Annotated in this window: 18 protein-coding genes; 5 read left to right on the top strand and 13 right to left on the bottom strand. The window is 58.7% G+C overall.

Annotated features, from left to right (window positions below; genetic code table 11):
* Positions 1-136: 136 nt before the first annotated feature.
* From CFII68_RS08880 to CFII68_RS08935, 12 genes are all read right to left on the bottom strand, one after another.
* Positions 137-1,102: a type II secretion system F family protein gene (locus CFII68_RS08880; RefSeq protein WP_018610192.1), complete on the bottom strand. Its 966-nt coding sequence runs from the start codon at positions 1,100-1,102 to the stop codon at positions 137-139.
* Between the two features lie 27 nt (positions 1,103-1,129).
* The gene (locus CFII68_RS08885; RefSeq protein ID WP_018610190.1) at positions 1,130-2,116 is read right to left on the bottom strand and encodes a type II secretion system F family protein; all 987 of its coding nucleotides are present in this window, start codon (positions 2,114-2,116) and stop codon (positions 1,130-1,132) included.
* Positions 2,113-3,555 (bottom strand): CpaF family protein, encoded by a 1,443-nt coding sequence (locus tag CFII68_RS08890; RefSeq protein ID WP_018610188.1) that lies wholly within the window; start codon positions 3,553-3,555, stop codon positions 2,113-2,115. The genes CFII68_RS08885 and CFII68_RS08890 overlap by 4 nt, the downstream gene beginning before the upstream one ends.
* 3 nt (positions 3,556-3,558) lie before the next feature.
* The gene (locus CFII68_RS08895) at positions 3,559-4,779 is read right to left on the bottom strand and encodes an AAA family ATPase (RefSeq protein WP_018610186.1); all 1,221 of its coding nucleotides are present in this window, start codon (positions 4,777-4,779) and stop codon (positions 3,559-3,561) included.
* Entirely contained in the window at positions 4,773-5,267 is a 495-nt protein-coding gene (locus CFII68_RS08900) for a TadE/TadG family type IV pilus assembly protein (RefSeq protein WP_018610184.1), read from the bottom strand. Before CFII68_RS08900 ends, CFII68_RS08895 begins: the two co-directional genes overlap by 7 nt.
* Positions 5,267-5,746 (bottom strand): TadE/TadG family type IV pilus assembly protein, encoded by a 480-nt coding sequence (locus CFII68_RS08905; RefSeq protein ID WP_018610182.1) that lies wholly within the window; start codon positions 5,744-5,746, stop codon positions 5,267-5,269. The genes CFII68_RS08900 and CFII68_RS08905 overlap by 1 nt, the downstream gene beginning before the upstream one ends.
* A gap of 8 nt (positions 5,747-5,754) precedes the next feature.
* Positions 5,755-7,071, bottom strand: coding sequence for a TadE/TadG family type IV pilus assembly protein (locus CFII68_RS08910; RefSeq protein ID WP_033062752.1), 1,317 nt, complete (start codon positions 7,069-7,071; stop codon positions 5,755-5,757).
* A gap of 71 nt (positions 7,072-7,142) precedes the next feature.
* On the bottom strand, positions 7,143-7,958 hold the full coding sequence (gene cpaB, locus CFII68_RS08915; RefSeq protein ID WP_033062751.1) for a Flp pilus assembly protein CpaB: 816 nt from the start codon (positions 7,956-7,958) through the stop codon (positions 7,143-7,145).
* 15 nt (positions 7,959-7,973) lie between these two features.
* The gene (locus CFII68_RS08920) at positions 7,974-9,302 is read right to left on the bottom strand and encodes an ATPase AAA (RefSeq protein ID WP_018610175.1); all 1,329 of its coding nucleotides are present in this window, start codon (positions 9,300-9,302) and stop codon (positions 7,974-7,976) included.
* Positions 9,303-9,304: 2 nt separating this feature from the next.
* Entirely contained in the window at positions 9,305-9,835 is a 531-nt protein-coding gene (locus CFII68_RS08925; protein WP_014339542.1) for a prepilin peptidase, read from the bottom strand.
* Between the two features lie 26 nt (positions 9,836-9,861).
* Entirely contained in the window at positions 9,862-10,056 is a 195-nt protein-coding gene (locus CFII68_RS08930) for a Flp family type IVb pilin (RefSeq protein WP_014339543.1), read from the bottom strand.
* Between the two features lie 156 nt (positions 10,057-10,212).
* Positions 10,213-10,407 (bottom strand): Flp family type IVb pilin, encoded by a 195-nt coding sequence (locus CFII68_RS08935; protein ID WP_008070254.1) that lies wholly within the window; start codon positions 10,405-10,407, stop codon positions 10,213-10,215.
* A gap of 312 nt (positions 10,408-10,719) precedes the next feature.
* Between CFII68_RS08935 and CFII68_RS08940 the strand changes: the two genes are divergently transcribed.
* Complete coding sequence (locus CFII68_RS08940) at positions 10,720-11,589, top strand: DNA-binding response regulator (protein ID WP_018610170.1); 870 nt, start codon at positions 10,720-10,722, stop codon at positions 11,587-11,589.
* 42 nt (positions 11,590-11,631) lie between these two features.
* On the opposite strand, the gene CFII68_RS08945 is transcribed toward CFII68_RS08940, so the two are convergent.
* Positions 11,632-12,063: an Lrp/AsnC family transcriptional regulator gene (locus tag CFII68_RS08945; RefSeq protein WP_003204346.1), complete on the bottom strand. Its 432-nt coding sequence runs from the start codon at positions 12,061-12,063 to the stop codon at positions 11,632-11,634.
* A 188-nt stretch (positions 12,064-12,251) separates the two neighbouring features.
* On the opposite strand from CFII68_RS08945, the gene CFII68_RS08950 reads away from it, so the two are divergent.
* The 4 genes from CFII68_RS08950 (at position 12,252) to CFII68_RS08965 (ending at position 17,013) form a co-directional block, all read left to right on the top strand.
* The gene (locus tag CFII68_RS08950) at positions 12,252-12,965 is read left to right on the top strand and encodes a YitT family protein (RefSeq protein ID WP_018610167.1); all 714 of its coding nucleotides are present in this window, start codon (positions 12,252-12,254) and stop codon (positions 12,963-12,965) included.
* A gap of 102 nt (positions 12,966-13,067) precedes the next feature.
* Positions 13,068-14,552, top strand: coding sequence for an AmmeMemoRadiSam system radical SAM enzyme (gene amrS / locus CFII68_RS08955; RefSeq protein WP_033062749.1), 1,485 nt, complete (start codon positions 13,068-13,070; stop codon positions 14,550-14,552).
* Positions 14,549-15,694 (top strand): PLP-dependent transferase, encoded by a 1,146-nt coding sequence (locus CFII68_RS08960; RefSeq protein WP_033062748.1) that lies wholly within the window; start codon positions 14,549-14,551, stop codon positions 15,692-15,694. The genes amrS and CFII68_RS08960 overlap by 4 nt, the downstream gene beginning before the upstream one ends.
* A gap of 62 nt (positions 15,695-15,756) precedes the next feature.
* Positions 15,757-17,013 (top strand): PLP-dependent aminotransferase family protein, encoded by a 1,257-nt coding sequence (locus CFII68_RS08965; RefSeq protein ID WP_018610161.1) that lies wholly within the window; start codon positions 15,757-15,759, stop codon positions 17,011-17,013.
* The last annotated feature ends 14 nt before the right edge of the window (positions 17,014-17,027 follow it).

Below are 17,027 nucleotides of genomic sequence, written 5' to 3'. Positions count from 1 at the left end.
AGCAGCCGTTACCGCAGCAATGGATATGTACTCACTCAACAAAATCCAGGCCAACTGTCAGGCCGCCTTCGCGAGCAAGCTCGCTCCCACAATGGGACTGGGGGTGAACACAAGACTCATGAACACCCACACTGACCTACATATTCCCGAAAGCCCTGAACACACCGATCATGGCCGGACCAATGGCAACCAGGAAGAAGCTCGGCCACAGGCAGAAAATCAGCGGAAAGATCAGCTTGGTGCCAATCTTGGCGCCCATTTCTTCCGCAGCCTGGGTACGCCGGTCGCGAAACTCATCGGCGTAGATCCGCAGGGTATCGGCCACGCTGGTGCCGAATCGGATACTTTGCGCCAGCAGGCTGACCAGGCCCTGGATATCCTCCAGGCCAGTACGCACGGCCAGTTGCTTGAGGGCCTCGGTGCTGGTGATGCCCGCCCGGATCTGCGCATTGACCAGCGCCAGTTCCTCGGCCAGTTCGACCTGGCTGACCGACATCTCTTCAGCCACCCGTTCAATCGTCGTAGGCAGGGCCAGGCCCGACTCGACGCAAACCACCATCAGGTCCAGCGCATCCGGGAACGCGGCGCGCAGCCGGCCTTGGCGTGCCTGCTTGCGCTTGCCGACGTAGATCGCCGGCAGCAACCAACCGATGCCCGCCACGAGGGTCACCCCCAGCAAGCCGATAGCCACTGACACCTTGACCATCGGCAACAGCAACAACGCAACACCGACCAGCAACAGCGGCAGCATCAGGCGCACGGCCCAATACATCTGCACCGCCGAAGCAGAGCGGTAACCGGCGTGGGTGAGCAAGGTCTGGGTGGCCGACGCGTGGGCCTGGTCGGTCGAGGCAAAGCGCTGGCCGACCCGCTCCAGCAAGAGCTGCAGGTTACCGGGTGCCTCCTGCCCTGCGGTGTTGCCAGCGTAACCGCGCTTGATCAGCGCCAGGCGCCGCTGCACCGGATCCTGCAGGCCCAACATCAACAGCAGGAGCGCGACGGCCGCCAACACTGCACTGAGGCCAATCGCGGCGATGAACAACACGCGTGCCAGTTCTTCGTTGCCGGTAAACCGACTCAACAATCCGAGCAAAAAGTCCATGACTGATACCTCTCGGCGCGACAGCGCTTAAACCTGGATCCGGATGATCTTTCTTATCCAGAAAATCCCGATCAACATGGCGCAGAACGCGCCGATGATCAGCTTGTGCCCTATGGGGTCATTGATCAGCACCGGCATGTAGCTGGGGCTGGTGAGCACGATGGCGATCGCCAGCACGAACGGGATCGCCACCAGCACCCAGGCCGACATGCGCCCTTCGGCCGACAGCGTCCGAATCTTGCGCTGGAAACGAAAACGCCCACGAATCAAGCGGCTCAGGCGCTCCAGCACTTCGGTCAGGTTGCCGCCAGTCTCGCGGTGGATAAGGATCGAGGTCACCAGCATCATCACCGTCATGCTCGGCATGCGCTCCAGCAGGCCGAGCATGGCCCGGCGCACATCGTTGCCATAGTTGATGTCGGAAAACGTCATGCCGAATTCCTGGGCGACCGGCCCCTTGTGCTCTTCGGCGACCAGACGCAGGGTTTCGTTGAACGGATGGCCGGCGCGCAGGGCCCGGCACATGGCGTCCAGCGCATCCGGCAAACCCTCCTCGAACGCAGCGAAACGCTTGTTGCGGTCACGCAGGATTTTCAACACCGGCACCCAGGTCACCGCGAATGCCGCCAGCAGCGCCATCCACCAGACGGGCGAGACCATCAGCACCAAGGCACCCGCCGCCACCCCCAGGGCCAGACCGAGCAGCATGACCCGATAAGCCCGGTATTCATGCCCGGCCTGCTCGATCAGTTGGGTCAGGTTGGCCATGAATGGCAGCTGTTCCAGGCGCGCTTCCAGGGGGGACAGGCGCGTCAGGTATTTCTGCCGCAACACAGTCTGCATGTTGGGCAAGTGGTTGGCTTTCTCCAGTACATGCAGGCGCCCGCGAATGCGCTTGCGCATCCTGCCGGCCTCGCCGAACACCGGCACCACCACGCCCTGGGACAGCAGGAATACGGCGATGAACACCATGCCAAGGAACATCAGGATGAATTCACTGGGGATATTGCTCATGACGTCCGGCCCTCCATCCACTCAGGGCGAAACAGAGTCAGCGGCAGTTCGATGCCGCGCTTGGCCAGCACATCGCGGAAGGCCGGGATCATCCCGCTGGGCCGATAATCCCCAAGCACCTCGCCATGCTCGCCGATGCCCTGGCGCACGAAGGAGAAAATCTCGGTCATGGTGATGATGTCCCCTTCCATCCCGTTGATCTCTTGCATGCTCACCACGCGTCGCTTGCCGTCTTCTTGACGCTCCAGTTGGATCACCACATCGATGGCCGAGGCAATTTGTTGACGCATGGCCTTGATCGGAAAAGTCGCCCCGGTCATCGACACCATGTTCTCGACTCGCCCCAACGCATCCCGTGCGGTGTTGGCGTGAATGGTGGTCAGCGAACCGTCGTGGCCGGTGTTCATCGCCGTGAGCATGTCCATCGCCTCGGCGCCGCGCACCTCGCCAATGACAATGCGGTCCGGGCGCATCCGCAGGCTGTTGCGCACCAGTTCCCGCTGGCCCACCTCGCCGCGCCCCTCGATGTTCGAAGGCCGGGTTTCCAGGCGCACTACGTGGGGCTGTTGCAGTTGCAGCTCGGCAGAATCCTCGATGGTGACGATGCGTTCGTTGTGGGGAATGAAACTGGACAGCACATTGAGCATGGTGGTCTTGCCGCTGCCGGTGCCGCCGGAGATCAGCACGTTCAGGCGCCCGCGAACAATGGCCTTGAGCAACAAGGCAATGGCCGGGGTCATGGTGCCGACCTGGATCAGGCTGTCGGTGTTGAGCAGGTCCACGGCGAAGCGCCGGATCGACATGCTCGGACCGTCGATGGCCAGCGGTGGAATGATCGCGTTGACCCGCGAACCGTCCTTGAGCCGGGCGTCCACCAAGGGCGAGGACTCGTCGATACGCCGCCCCAGGCTGGACACGATGCGGTCGATGATGTTCAGCAAATGCTGGTCGTCGCGAAAACGCACGTCGGTGCGTTGCAACTTGCCGAAGCGTTCGACGTAGACCGAGGCAAAGCCGTTGACCAGGATGTCGGACACGCTATGGTCAGCCAACAACGGTTCCAGCGGCCCGAGACCGAGCACTTCATCGGTGATCTGCTTGATGATCAATTGCCGGCTGGCCGTACTCACCGGTGCCGAATGTTCCTCGAGCAGGCGCTGGCAGATATCGCGTATCTGCCGAGTGGCCTCGACGTGTTCGAGGGCATCGAGCAACGACAGGTCCATGACCTTGAGCAGTTGCTGGTAGATCTTCTCCCGCCATTCGGCCTCCACCGGCGTGACCTGGCTGCGGGTTTCGTAAAGCACGTCGGGGATGGCCTGCTCCCAGGCCATCAACGCGTCGGTCGGGTCCGGCAGGCCGTCCTCGGGCTGGGTGCCCGCTGAGGCGGCGGATTTGGCGGGCTGTTTGCGCAAGCGGTTACGAAAGTCGCTGATCATGGGTCATCCCCCGAAAAAACGGTTGAAGGCACGTTTAAGCAGGCCCTTGTCTGTGGCCATCTGGTGACCGACCAGGTCTTCGGTCAAATCGCGCAGGGCGGCGGTGATTGCCGCCTTCGGCGCATGCAGCCCCAACGGCACGCCAGTGTTCTGACTCTGGCTGACCAGGTTGAAGTCATTGGGCAATTTCAACAGGTTCGGGCAACGCAGGGCCTCGCCGATGTCCTTGAGGCTGACAGCGGCGTTTTTGTCATAGCGGTTGATCACGATCTGCAATTGATCCCCGCGCACGCCCAGGTCTTCGCGCAAGATCCGCACCAGGGCGCTGGCATCGCGCAGGTGGCTGACGCTCTGTTGCACCACCACGTACACCCGGTCCACCTGTTCCAGCACCGAGCCGGTGAGGTGATCGATCTGCCGCGGCAGGTCCACCACCACCCAGTCATAACTGGCGCGGGCCAGTTGCAACAGGGCGTCGAGCTGTTCGGGCTGGGCATCCTGGGGCAGGCACAACTCACCGGCCCGACCACCCAGCACATGCAGGGTCGGGCTGAAGTGGCTGCAAAAGCCCCGCAGCGCGACGCTGTCCATGTCGTCGACCTGTTGCAGTACTTCCAGATGACTGTGGGACTGCGCGACGTCCAGGTAATGGGTCACGCTGCCAAATTGCAGGTCCATGTCCAGCAGCAAGGTATTGCCTGCCCGGGCGCTGAGTTGCTGGGCCAGGTTGCACGCCACCAGGGTTCCGCCGGAGCCACCCTTGGCGCTGATCACCGCGATCAGCTTCCCTTCGTTGCCGCTGCCGAGGCGGACTTCCGTCACCAGGCGATTCAGGGCCGCCACCAATTCTGTATCGGCGATGGGCTCGGGCAGCACGTCCCGGGCGCCGGCCTGCATCGCCAGGCGCATGCCCTCCTGCTCACCCAAGGGACCACACACCAGCATTGGCGGACGTTCATGGGCCGGACGTTGCAGCAAGGCTGACAATTCTTCGCGCCACAGGTGGCTGACGCGTAGCAGCAACAGGTCGGGCATACGGTCCAGACCGTAGAGCGGGTCGACATGCCCGTTGCTGACCAGCCGCGTGCTGACCTCAAGGCCAGGCATGCGCTGGCAGACGCATTGCAGGTCGCGCAGGGACGTGGCATCGCGGCTGCTGATCAGTATCCGCAGCCCGGCTCTGCCAGTCGCGGTCGAAAGCGGAGTTTCCCTAGTGTTCAGCATGGTGTGATCTCCCCGGAATCGGAATGACGCCCAAGGCTTTCGCGTGGCAAGGTTGCCCTGAACGTGGGCAAGGTAATGGGCACGCCTAAGCCGGGAATGAACAGGTTGAAAACGAAGTTCTGCACGCTCAGCTGGACATAGCGGATGGCTCGAAAGCCGGTGGTGCCTGTGGTGTTGGCCGGGTTCGCCACCACGGCGCCATTGACGTCCAGGTAGGTCAGGGCCAGGTTAGACGTCGCCAGGTTGCTGATCAGTTGACTGGTGCCGGCGTCCGTCGCGGCGTTGAAGATGGCCCGGCGCAACACCACCGGGTCGCTGACATTGCACACCGCCGCCAGGCGCGCACCGCGCCGCGCGGCTTCATCCAGCGCGTTGACCGTGAAGTACAGCCGGCCCATTTCCACCACGCCGAACAGCAGGATGAACACCAGCAAGCCCACGAACGAGAACTCCACGATGTAGGTGCCGCGCATGTGTTTGTTATTCATCACAGCGCCCTCATGACGGTGGTTGCGACCAACTGGATGCCCAAGGGAATGGCATTGCCGAAAAATCCTGGAATCGAACCCGTGCAGTTGCCCGCACCAATCACCGGGCAGAAGGTGTAGGTAATCGTGACGCGCACATGATCGATGCCCTCGGCGGCGACCTGCACGTTAGCCGTGGTCAACCCTGACACCACGGCGGTGCCGGTAGCACTGGGCACGCCATACACGGCAACGTTTTTTGTCTGGGTCAGCAGCGTGTTGTTCAGCGTGATGCTGCCTAGGGTGGTGTTCCACGCCTGACTGGCGACGAAGCGGTCGGCATCGCGACTGGCCTGCAACAGCACGTTGTACTGGTAAAGCATGCGACCGAACTCGCCGAAGGCCAGCAGCAACAACAGCAGCAATGGCAACACCAGGGTGAATTCCACCAGCGCCACGCCTTGCTGGGCTTGCGCTGGTTTGAAATGAGAAAGTCCCATGACGCCTCCTACGAGTCAGTGCTCGGAGTGCCGCTGCCGTTGAGATAGGTTTTGTAGAGCTGGATGATCTGTGGGCCGGAGTCGGTGGACGGCGTCGGGCCAGGTACGTTGTCGCCCTCGCATTCCTGGACGAACTGGCCAAAGATGATCGACTCCGAACCACCGCCGTTCACCGGCTGCAGGACGAAATAGCAGCCGAACCCCAAGACCGGAATCGACGTCGAGCCGCTCAGCTTCCCGGCGCAATCGCCAATCACAATCTTCAGCATCCGGCGCTCGAAAACCCCGTTGCTTTCACAGCCGCTGGCGCCCCCCGCCACGCAGGCGGCGACCTGGGCCCGCCAGTCGTTATAGTCTTGTACCGCCTCGCCACCCGCCGAGAGATCGCCGTTGCTGGAGGTGATGAGCTGGCCTTTGTATTGCGCCTGGGAGAGCGAATCGTTGTAGGTGATCGCCGGGGTGCCTGAGGACGTGACCAGGTCCGGTGGATAGTCTGAAGAACTGACCGGGCCGTTGTAGATACCGAAGCGCGTATTCAAGCCTTGGGAAGTTGGACCCGCTTTATTACCTGGCGCGGTCTGGACGTTGTCGCCGACGCTGCGGCAGACCGAGCCACCTCCGGCCAGGTCCTCCCGGACCGTTTTGCCGCCTGAGCCGAAATCGAGCAATTGGAAGTTGCCCGGGCCGATGGGCGAGGTGTTCCCCGCCGCCGTCTTCAAGACTTCCAGGTCGCCAAATTGATACCCCCAGAAGTTGCCGGCGGCCGGGTTGTATTGAGTGGGATCGCCACAGACCATCAACGGCGCCAGGTCACAAGGAGAGGTGGGGCTGGGGCCGGCAGTGGCAATCGCCGCCACGCGCTTGTTGCCCAAGCCGACGCTGCCCATCGTTTGCACGAAGCTCCAGAAAAAACCGTTCAGTTGATAACTGGCCACCGACACCCGTACGTATTTGGCATCGGCAGGCCCGGGGTAGGAGAACGGACCGTAGACGCTGCTGGACAGCTCCACCACGGCCAACGCACCCGGGTTGCCGGCGACCGCAGTGGCCAGCTCGGTGTTGCCCAAGGCATTGGCATTTCTGTTGAGCGTGTCCAGGGCCGCCGCACGGGTGGTGCTGGCCATGTTGATGCCGCCACTCACCTGGCTCAGGGTCTTGGCACCGCCCAAGGCGGCGGCATCCACCGCATTTTGCAGGCGCGTCTTGTTCAGCAGCATGTGCCCGCCATCGAGGGCCAACGCCGCCATCATGGAGATCGCCACCAGGGCAATCACCATCAGTACACTCACCGCCCCTCCCTGGCGCCGGATATTGGCATTCATCATCGAGCCCTCATTTACAACGTTGAGGATCGGTATCGCCGCGGCCCGCAAGGGCCTGGCATGGAGGGTGTTACTCAGCGGACATTGATCACACTGCTTTCAACTCCGCGGATCAGCGTGATCGCCCCGCCTTGCGGCTTGGCACTGCGCTGCACCACAGGTTTTGGCACCGGGGCGGCCGCCATGGCGATGACTGGCGCCGGGGCTGGCGGTGCAACGGCCACGGCCTTTTTCTCCAGGTTCAACGGGTTGCGCAAGGCCAATTGCAGTTTGCCCTCGGTCTGCGCAGTGACCAGCGCTTCCGCTTCGGTGGCCGACATTTCCAGCGTCACCGCCCGCACCACCACCGGCTGGGTCTTGTCGGTGCCCGCCGTCTGGTCCACCGCCAGCACCCGCAGGTTTTCCAGGATGGTCCGGGAGGTCGCGCTGTTGCTGCCGGCGCTGGTGGTCTTGGTGGCCAAGACATCGACCCGGTTGCCCGGCAAGAGGAAGCCGCCCACGCCGACCACATCATCCACGCGTACCGATATGGCGCGTTTGTCCGGCGCAATCAGCGAAGCCAGGGTGCTGCCACCCAAGTGCTCGCTCAGCCGCGCACCCCGCACGATGTCGCCACGCAGGATGTCGAAGGTGGCGATCTTGCCCACGGCCTGTTCGCTGGCATCGAAGGCGTCGTCCGGGATCGTATCCATGGGCATGCGCACGGTCGTGACTTGCTGGGCCTCGACCATTTGCCCGAAGGGGATTTCCACCGTGGCGACCACCACGCTTCGCAAGTGGTCATCGGGGGTCGCGTTGAGTCGCGCGCTCAACCAGGAGTCGGCCATCCATGCGGCACCAAGGCCCATTACCAGGGAAACGCCTATCAGGGGAAGCGTACGAGAGCTCATGTCGGTATCTCCAGATCAAAGGAAGTCGAGCTGAACGAAGTAGTTGTGCCAGGCCCATTCCAGCTCTTGCGGCGACAGGGGCCCGGAACCGCCCAGGTAACGCTGGCGGTCAAGCGCCATGTTCAACAGGTCACGGGGATGGCAAGGCACCAGCGGCATGCCTTCGCCTGCATACAGCCGCTGCAACACATAACGCACCAGCAGCGGGTCATACGGGATGCCCAGGCGTTCGCACTCCTGCCGCCAGATTTGTTCGTATTCCTCAGGCTTGAGGTAGCCGAACTGCACTTTGTAGCCAATGCGCCGCAGGAAGGCCTCGTCGGCCAATTCGAGGGGATTGAGGTTGGTGGAAAACACCAGCACCAGGTCGAACGGCAGCTCGCAATGCCGGCCGCCGCCCAGGTTGATGAAGTCGCGCTTCTCCTCCATGGGCACGATCCAGCGATTGAGCAACTCGGCTGGAGCCATGCGCTGGCGCCCCATGTCATCAATGATGAACAGGCCGTTGCTGGCCTTGAGCTGCAACGCCGCCTGGTATTGCCGGGTGAAGGGGTCGTAGCGCACGTCCAGCTGTTCCATGCTCAGCTCACCGCCGGTGATGACGATCGGGCGTTTGCAGCACAGCAGCCGGCGGTCGATGCCTTCGTTGAGCATGAGGTTGTTCGATTGGCCGTTGTCATCCAGGCGCTGGTGCACCTGCGGGTCGTAGATCTCGATCACCGACTCGTTGATGACGATGGCATGGGGCACCCAGATCGCCTCGGCGAACAGCCGGATCAATCGGCTGCTGACGTAGGTTTTGCCCGTGCCCGCCGGGCCGTAGATCATGATTGCCCGCCCGGAATTCAGGGCGACGCCCAACTGGTCGAGCATGCCTTGGCTCAGTACCAGGCCGGCCAGGGCCTGGTGCATGTCCTTGGCGGTGATGCGACCATGGTGAATGGTCTGGATCTTGATCAGCGAGCGATAGGTGCTCACCGGGAATGGCGCTGCGCCGATGTAGCCGCTACGGGACAGGGCGTCACGCGCCGAACTGCGGCCGCGCTCGGTCAGGCCATAACGCAGCGTCTGTCCGCCCGATTGCCCCAACTGGCCCAGTACTTCGACGCGACCGTCCTTGCGCAGGAACGCCAGGACTTCTTCCAGCACCGCGCCGGTCAGGGCCAGGCGCTCTACCAGCCGCGTCATGTCCAGCACACCGGCGTCGTGCAGGTGCTTGCACACCAGCTCACCGAGAAAACTGTCGCTCAGGCCGGTGTCGCGAATGGTGCAGGGCTGTGGCGCCAGGCGTTGTACCGCTTCCCGTTCGCTGGGGTAGGCATCGCTATCGTTGATGACGTGCATGACTAGACTCCCCAGCCGCCGGCAACCAGTTGCCAGTAGACGCTGTTCAAAGTACCGATCAGGATCGCAATCGAATAAGGAAAGGGTTTGCCGGCCACTTCATCGGAAGTCGGCGCCAGATAGGACTGGGCTCGCACAATCAGCCAGTAGCGCCCCAGGGTCTGGAGCAGTTGGCCACGGGCCAGGACGATCAGGAAACCGCACACACCGCCGGCGATCAGGCTGAACAGCGCCGCCCACAGTGCGTAATGAAAAGGCAGGAAGCTGCCGACCATGGTCATCAGCTTGACATCACCGGCAGCCATGCCACCGACCGCATACATGGGCAGGAACAACCCGAAACAGATCAGCATGCCCAACAGGCTGTCGCCCAGGCCGCCGAGCCCACCGGTATAAACCTGGCCGGCCAACCCCAGGGCAAGGCCCAACAGGACCAGCGTGTTGGGGATGCGGTGGCGACGCAGATCGCTCACCACCGCCACACCCAGCAGTCCTACCAGCAGTACCGTCGACACCAGCAATTCCATGGACATGATGCGTCTCCCTAGTGTGGTTATTGTTAGCAGGCGACGTTGCCATTGGCGGCTTGGCACAGCGCCCGGATCTTGGTATCCACGACACCGCCCAGAAGGACGAATGCGGCGGCTACCAGCACCGTGATCAAGCCACCCGCCACCGCGTATTCCACAATGGTCAGGCCGTCTTCATCTTTGGCGAACTTGCTGATCGAAGTTCTTATTGTCTGGAAAGTCATTTCATGAACCTCACGCTGATAAGAAGTACTGCTAAAAACCTGGTGGGAGGGGACAGCGCAAAGTCCATTTGATTTATTCGTTGTACTCACTGCTAAAGAGTCGCAAGCGTTATTCCTTGAGAGTGACCGTGTCCCCTTCACTGCAAGTTACCGCTGTCAGCAGGCAACGTTGCCGTTGACCGCCTGGCACAGTGCACGGATCTTGGTATTCACGGCACCGCCCAGAAGAACGAAGGCTGCCGCCACCAATACGGTGATCAACCCACCGGCCACGGCGTATTCCACAATGGTCAGGCCGTCTTCATCTTTGGCGAACTTCAGTACCGAAGCTTTGATTGTTTGAAGAGTCATTTCGCACACCTCATCGGGATTGTTTTCTCAAGGGGCAGTGCATTGCGAACTGCCTGATGCAACCCTAGTCAGCAGGTGGTCATAGCCGTTAGGAGGATTTTGCACATCGCTAGGATTTTTTTGCGGGGATGGAAAAGGCGCCAGGGGGCGGGAAATCCATCCGTGCCGCAGCGCAAACGGGCGCTCGCCGGCGTTCCGTGACGGGGGTGGCGCTAAAAGATCGAATTTTTATAAGAAATTATTCGGCGAAGTGATGGCACAGTGACAATACTGCTAGCTAAAGGGCAGTAAGCACCTGTGAGTAGTCGTCCTATGACGTTCAATCCGACTGGAAAGCCAAAGCTGTTATGGTTCGATCTGACCCATGATCGGTCCACCAAGGAACTCGCCTCCCAGTTTCAGGACACGTGCGACTGCACGCTGGCAAAAAACGCCATGCTGCCCAGCGGGGAACAGGTCGACATGATCTGCATCCACTTCGATCGCCCGGACACACCAGGCTTGCGGCGCCTGCTGGAGATCAAGCGAACCGTTCCGACCATCCCCATCACCATGTTCACCGTGCAGCACTCCGAAGAACTGGCGGTGTGGGCCATGCGCTCCAGCGTCTGGGAATACATGGTGCTGCCCCTGACTACCGCCGAGAGAAAGCGCTACCTGACAGCCGTGGTGCAACTGTGCGAGCTGCGCCGCAATACCCATGGCCGGGGAAAGACCTCGCAGATCGACCACTCCCCGACCCTGCCGGACAGCATTCGCCTGACCTCCGGGCACCAGAAGCACCAGGCCCTCAGCCACATCATGCTGTACATCGACCAGCATTTTCGCGAAAGCATCGATCAGCGCGATCTGGCCAAGCGCTGCGGCATGACCACATTTCGCTTCAGCCGGGTGTTCAAGGAAGCCAATGGGCTCGGCTTCACCGACTACGTGCTGAACAAACGCATGAGCTTTGCCAAGGAACTGCTCGACAACAGCCAGATGCCCATCACCAGCATCGGTTATGAGGCTGGCTTCAAGGACCCGTCCTACTTCGCCCGCGCCTTCAAGCAATACGCCAGTTGCACCCCCAGTGAATACCGTCTCGCGTACCAGATGCGCAGCGCAAGTCCTGCACCGGCGCCTGCGGATGAGGCGGCTCTGGAAGCGATTGAAAACCTGGTGCACAGCCTTGAGGGGTGAGCGTGTTCAGCAAAGCACGTAGTCAGTGCGCAGCCCCCAGGCTCATGGGGCGAGTTTTCTTCTCTCGATAGGAATGGACAGGACAATGCTGGTACGCGTCTCTCCGTACGCGTTGATTTTCGCAATAATGTCTTCGATCTCAGCCATGGATCTGGCGTAGATCCGGATCAGGTAGGAGTCGTTTCCCGTGATGTGCAGGCACTCAACGACTTCGGGTATGTCGGTGAGCGTCGCGATCAGTTTGGATTTCGCCGGCTTGAGGGTGGTGATGCCGACGACAGCCGATATGCCGTACCCCAGTTTGGTGGGATCTAACTGAGCGCAATAGCCCTTGATGACCCCTGAGTCTTCAAGTTTGCGCAACCTGTCATTGGTGGCAGGAATAGAAAGACCCGCGTGCTTGGAAAGCTCTGTGATGGAAATGCGACCACAGTCCTGTACCTTACCCAGGATTTTGACGTCTATACGATCCATGTGCGTTTTCCCCGGTTAAAAGTATAAATTTTAATGAAAAGACCGCGTTTTTCATTAAAAAAAGCATGCACCAAAATAAAGCAGGACGCTAGTCTATTTCCAGCCTGAAAGCCTGAGGGCAATCAATAGCCCTGCTCTTTAGCGTGACGCACTCATAATAAAATATTCTCTCCAGGGATGGTATTCGCATGGAAGATGAAAAGATAAAGTGTGAAAAAAAGTCATACTCTTTCGCCCAGCACATTGGCACGCAAGTACTAAATCTTCGCCGTTTCAAGAAGGACCAGATCCTGATGTACTTGACGGGTGTCGGTTTCTTTTCGCTGGGTGCCAAGTGCTTCATCATCAGTCAACTGGGCACCGATCCATTAGACGTCTTGATCATTTCTATCGATAAAATACTTATGCTTGGCATGGGCATTTGTTCGGCTATCGTGTCCCTCTTCTTCCTGACATGGTGGATGCTCTGGAACAAAAAATACCCGCCGATAAGTCCCTTTATTACAACAACACTGACCGGTCTATTGATTGATCTCTGGTCATGGTTGGGGCTCGGAGAGTATTTGATCGCGAGAATGAATGAGTACACGTTATTGGCGACGGGGCTGATGTTATGTGCCTACTCCTCCGCGTTGATCATCATGAGCGGCATTGGAATCAGAATCATGGACCTCGTGGTCCTGACCATGGTCTCCAAGTGGGGCTGGTCATTCACCAAAGCCAAAATGATCATTGAAATCGGCATCTTTTCGAGCGGATGGCTTTTAGGCGGCCCGTTCGGCGTGGGAACGATTGCATTCCTGCTAGTGATCGGCCCGCTTATTCAACCCTTCATGAACATGAATGCCAAGCGCTTTTCTCTCAAGAACTATGGATTGATTCGCGCTTCATCCGCCTACTAATACCCATAAAAATAGCTGCCATCCATGGCAGCCGGATTGTTTCGCCTCGACTTTTTCAACCGTTGATATTGATAGCAACTTCCGTGATGAGGAGTGAGAAAGATGGACACTACAAAAAACAAAAACTGGACCTTGGAAAGCAGCCCGGCAAAACTGGAAGAAATACTTCCGGGGGGCGTCGTCAAGTGTCATCTCTCCCCGCGAAATTGTGTCATACAGGAGGGCAAGGTAGGTTTTTGCAAAGTGCGCGGAAACCGCGGCGGCAGACTCGTTACATTGAACTACGGCAAAGGCGTTCACAGCACGGAAGAAACGATAGAAACCGAAGCCGTTTTCCACTTTGCCCCTGGAGAGCGGATCCTGTCCCTGGGCAATATCGGCTGCATGCTCAACTGCGGTTATTGCCACAACTGGAAGACCTCGCAAGCCAAGTACGTCACCGACAAAGACGTTTACTACTACACCCCTGAACAAGTTGTGGAAACCGCACTCAAGCACGGAATACGCGTCATTTCCTGGACGTATAACGATCCGGTTGTCTGGCATGAATTCATTCTCGACACGGCAAAGCTGGCCAAGGAAGCGGGCCTGATCAACCTGTATAAATCGGCGTTCTTTATCAGTGAAGAAGCCATTGATGAATTATTGCCGGTCATCGATATTTTCTCGATTTCGCTGAAATCCATTTCCCCGGAATACTACCGCAAGGTCACGACAGGCTGGGTAGAGCCCGTCCTCGCCGGCATCAAGAAAGTCTATGACGCGGGCAAGTATGTTGAGGTCAGCACCTTGATGGTGACCGACATCAGCGACGACGAGGAAACGGCCCGGAAAATCAGCCAGTGGGTATTGGATGAGCTGGGCCCGAATGTGCCGCTGCACTTCGTCAGGTTCCACCCCGATTACAAAATGAGCAACAGCATCCGTACCCCTGTGGACCGCCTGCTGAAGGCTCGGGACGTTGCTCGGAGCATGGGCGTTGAGCATGTCTACCTGGGCAACGTGAATGACGTCGAGGGAACCAATACCAGCTGCAACAACTGTAACGCCCTGCTCGTCACCCGTTATGGCTTGAACGCTGAAATCATCGGACTGGACAGCAAAGGGTGCTGCTCTCAATGCGGGCACGACGCGCATTTCAAATTACTCGGCGAGCATCAGGCGAACATCGCTGTCGAGCTGCGCGAGGATGCGCTGACCGCTTACGAGAAACGCAAGTTCGAGTGGCACGGGGACATCGTGTCGCTGCACGCCCAAGTGCTCAATACCGAAGACTTCGAACAGACCGTCTACCTGCGACGCAATTATACGGACGGGCACAACAGCGATTGGAAATCACTGACGCTGCGGCCACATGAAAGCTATCGATTCATTATTGCCAAGGCACGCATCGATGAAACCGGTCCTGAGGTCTGGCTTCCCAACGGCGTGAACTCGAACCTTCATGAAGTATTCGACAGGGCTCACTTCCCGACAGAGTCGATTGAAGAGATTGGTATTTCGCAAAATGACATCACCCCGACCATTGGTTATGAGGGCAAGCAGAACATGTATGAACAGGTCATCAAACTGGTCAGCCAAGCATGAAAGTGTCTACGGAAATACTTCATATCAAGGTCGATGACCGGGACGCTCGCCCTTCGGTAACGCCCATTTATCAGTGCAGTGCTTTCAGTGCTGACTCTGCCTTCTTCTACTCAAGGAAGGCCAATCCCAATGTGACTGAACTGGAGCAGGTCGTCGCTTCCCTGGAGGGCTGCGAATATGCCCTGGCCTACAGCACCGGGATGAGCGCCATCTACATGGTGTTGGAACTGTTGAAACCGGGTGCTTCGCTGGTCATCAACAAATACATCTATGGCTGCTCTTATAAACTGTTCCAGCGGTATGCGGCACGCATTGGCGCAGACCTGACGATTCTGGATCTCACCACGGCAGACGGGTTGAAGGCATTGCCGGCGAACGTCGACATGGTCATTTTCGAAACACCGACCAATCCGTTCCTCAAAGACATTGATATTCATGCGGTCAGCCGGGCCGTCAAGCAAATCAACCCGCAGGCGCTGGTGGTCGTTGACAATACCTGGGCCACGCCGATATTCCAGAAGCCGTTGAATTTTGGCGCCGACATTTCCCTATACAGCGCAACCAAATACTTCTCTGGGCATAGCGATGTCATGGGCGGCCTGGTGCTGGTCAACAACGAGAAGATCTATAACCGCCTGCTTGAAGGCCGCTTTTATTCAGGCACGATATTAACCCCCAATAGCGCATGGCTGCTTCGCAGAAGCATGCAGACATTCAACCTGCGCATGGAGAAACACAGCCAGACGACATCCAGCATGCTCAACTATCTGCGCGAGCTGCCTTTTATTGAGCATGTCTATTACCCACGCGTGGATGGCAAACAACTGACCGGTTATGGCGGCATTGTGTTTGTTGATATTCGACCCGATCTGGTGCCCTTCTACAAAACGTTCACCAGCACGCTCAAATGGTTTGGCACGGGCACTGGAATGGCCTGCGTGACATCAATGGTTGCCCAGCCCTTCAGTGGCAGCCATGCCTCGATGACGGATCGGGAAAAAGCGGACATGGGCATCGAGAAAGGCCTGGTTCGATTGTGCTTTGGCCTGGAGGACCTGGAAGACCTCAAGGAGGACCTGCTGCAGGCATTCGAAGCCATGGAGAGCCAAGTCGATCAAGAACGCTCACTCGATCCTGCGTAGCGGGTGTTGATCATGAGCAACGGGCCTTCAATGGCTCGTTGCTTTTTTTATGGAGAAGCGAAGTGTCCAGCGCATTCAAAAACACGATATTCGACGACCCCATCCTGAACGTCATCCACCTACTAAACTCGATTGCCCAAGAAAACCCGGAGGCCATTTCACTGGCCTCCGGTCGACCCGATGATGAGCAGTGCGACCCTTTGCTCATCGACAGGGGCCTGGCCCGGTACAAGGATCACGTTGCCGGCACCGAACAGTCACTGGCGACGCTGCTTTGCCAATATGGAAAAACCTCTGGGATCATCAATGAAATAATCGCCAGCCATTTGCAGGTGGATGAAGCGATCAACGTATCCAACCCTGAAATCATTGTGGTGTGCATGGGTTTTCAAGAAGCCTGCACCTTGACGCTCCTGTCCATTTTTGACGGCGGTGGGGTTTTATTGGTACCTGACCCGGTGTTTTCCGGGATCACGGGTATCGCAAAATTGCTGGGGATAAAAATAGTCCCCGTCCCCATGACGGTCTTTCTTGATCCAATCGCCCTGCGCAGGCTCATCGAAGCACTGGAATCCAGAGGTGAAAGAATCAAGGCGCTTTATGCAATTGCGGACTTTAGCAATCCTACCGCCGACAGCCTTTCCCATGACGGCAGGAGAGCCATGCTCTCCCTGGCCGATGAAAAGAACTTTTTCATCCTCGAAGACACTGCCTACCGTTACTTCAGGTACGAAGGCGATGCCATTGCGTCCATGAAGTCCATCGACAGCCGTCGGGTGTTCTTGCTGGGCTCCTTTGCCAAATCGATTTTCCCAGGCTTGCGCATGGGCTATGTGGTCGCCCCAGAGGGCGCTGGGGTCATGTCCTTCAGCGGCCGATTGTGCAAGGCCAAAAGCCTGATCACGGTGAATACCCCAGCCCTGTGCCAAGCGGTTGTCGCAGGCTTGCTGATCAAGCACGACTACTCGTTGAAAGGGCTGAACCAACCCAGGGTGCTGTCTTACACAAAGAAAAGAAATCACATGCTTGAATGCCTTGAGCGCGAATTCCCATTCAAGGTCGGCGCCCAAAGAGCAGTCAGCTGGAATCACCCGGCAGGCGGCTTCTTCATCAATGTGCAGCTGCCTTTCGTCTTTGGATATTCTGAAATGCGCGAATGCGCCAGGCTGTTCAAGGTGATTGTATTTCCCACCAGCTTGTTTTCGCTGATGAATGAGGCCACCACCCAGGTCAGGCTGTCGTTCAGCAATGCAACCACCTCGCAAATCACCCAGGCGATAGGCCGTTTCAGGGCGTACGTCGAGTTCAGGCTGCAATAAAACGTCTGCATGCA

It is taken from the genome of Pseudomonas sp. CFII68 (genome assembly GCF_000416195.1).
In the GTDB taxonomy this organism is placed as follows: Bacteria; Pseudomonadota; Gammaproteobacteria; order Pseudomonadales; family Pseudomonadaceae; genus Aquipseudomonas; species Aquipseudomonas kilonensis.
The sequence above is the reverse complement of the archived record's forward strand: the minus strand, read 5'-3'. Positions and strand labels throughout refer to the sequence as shown.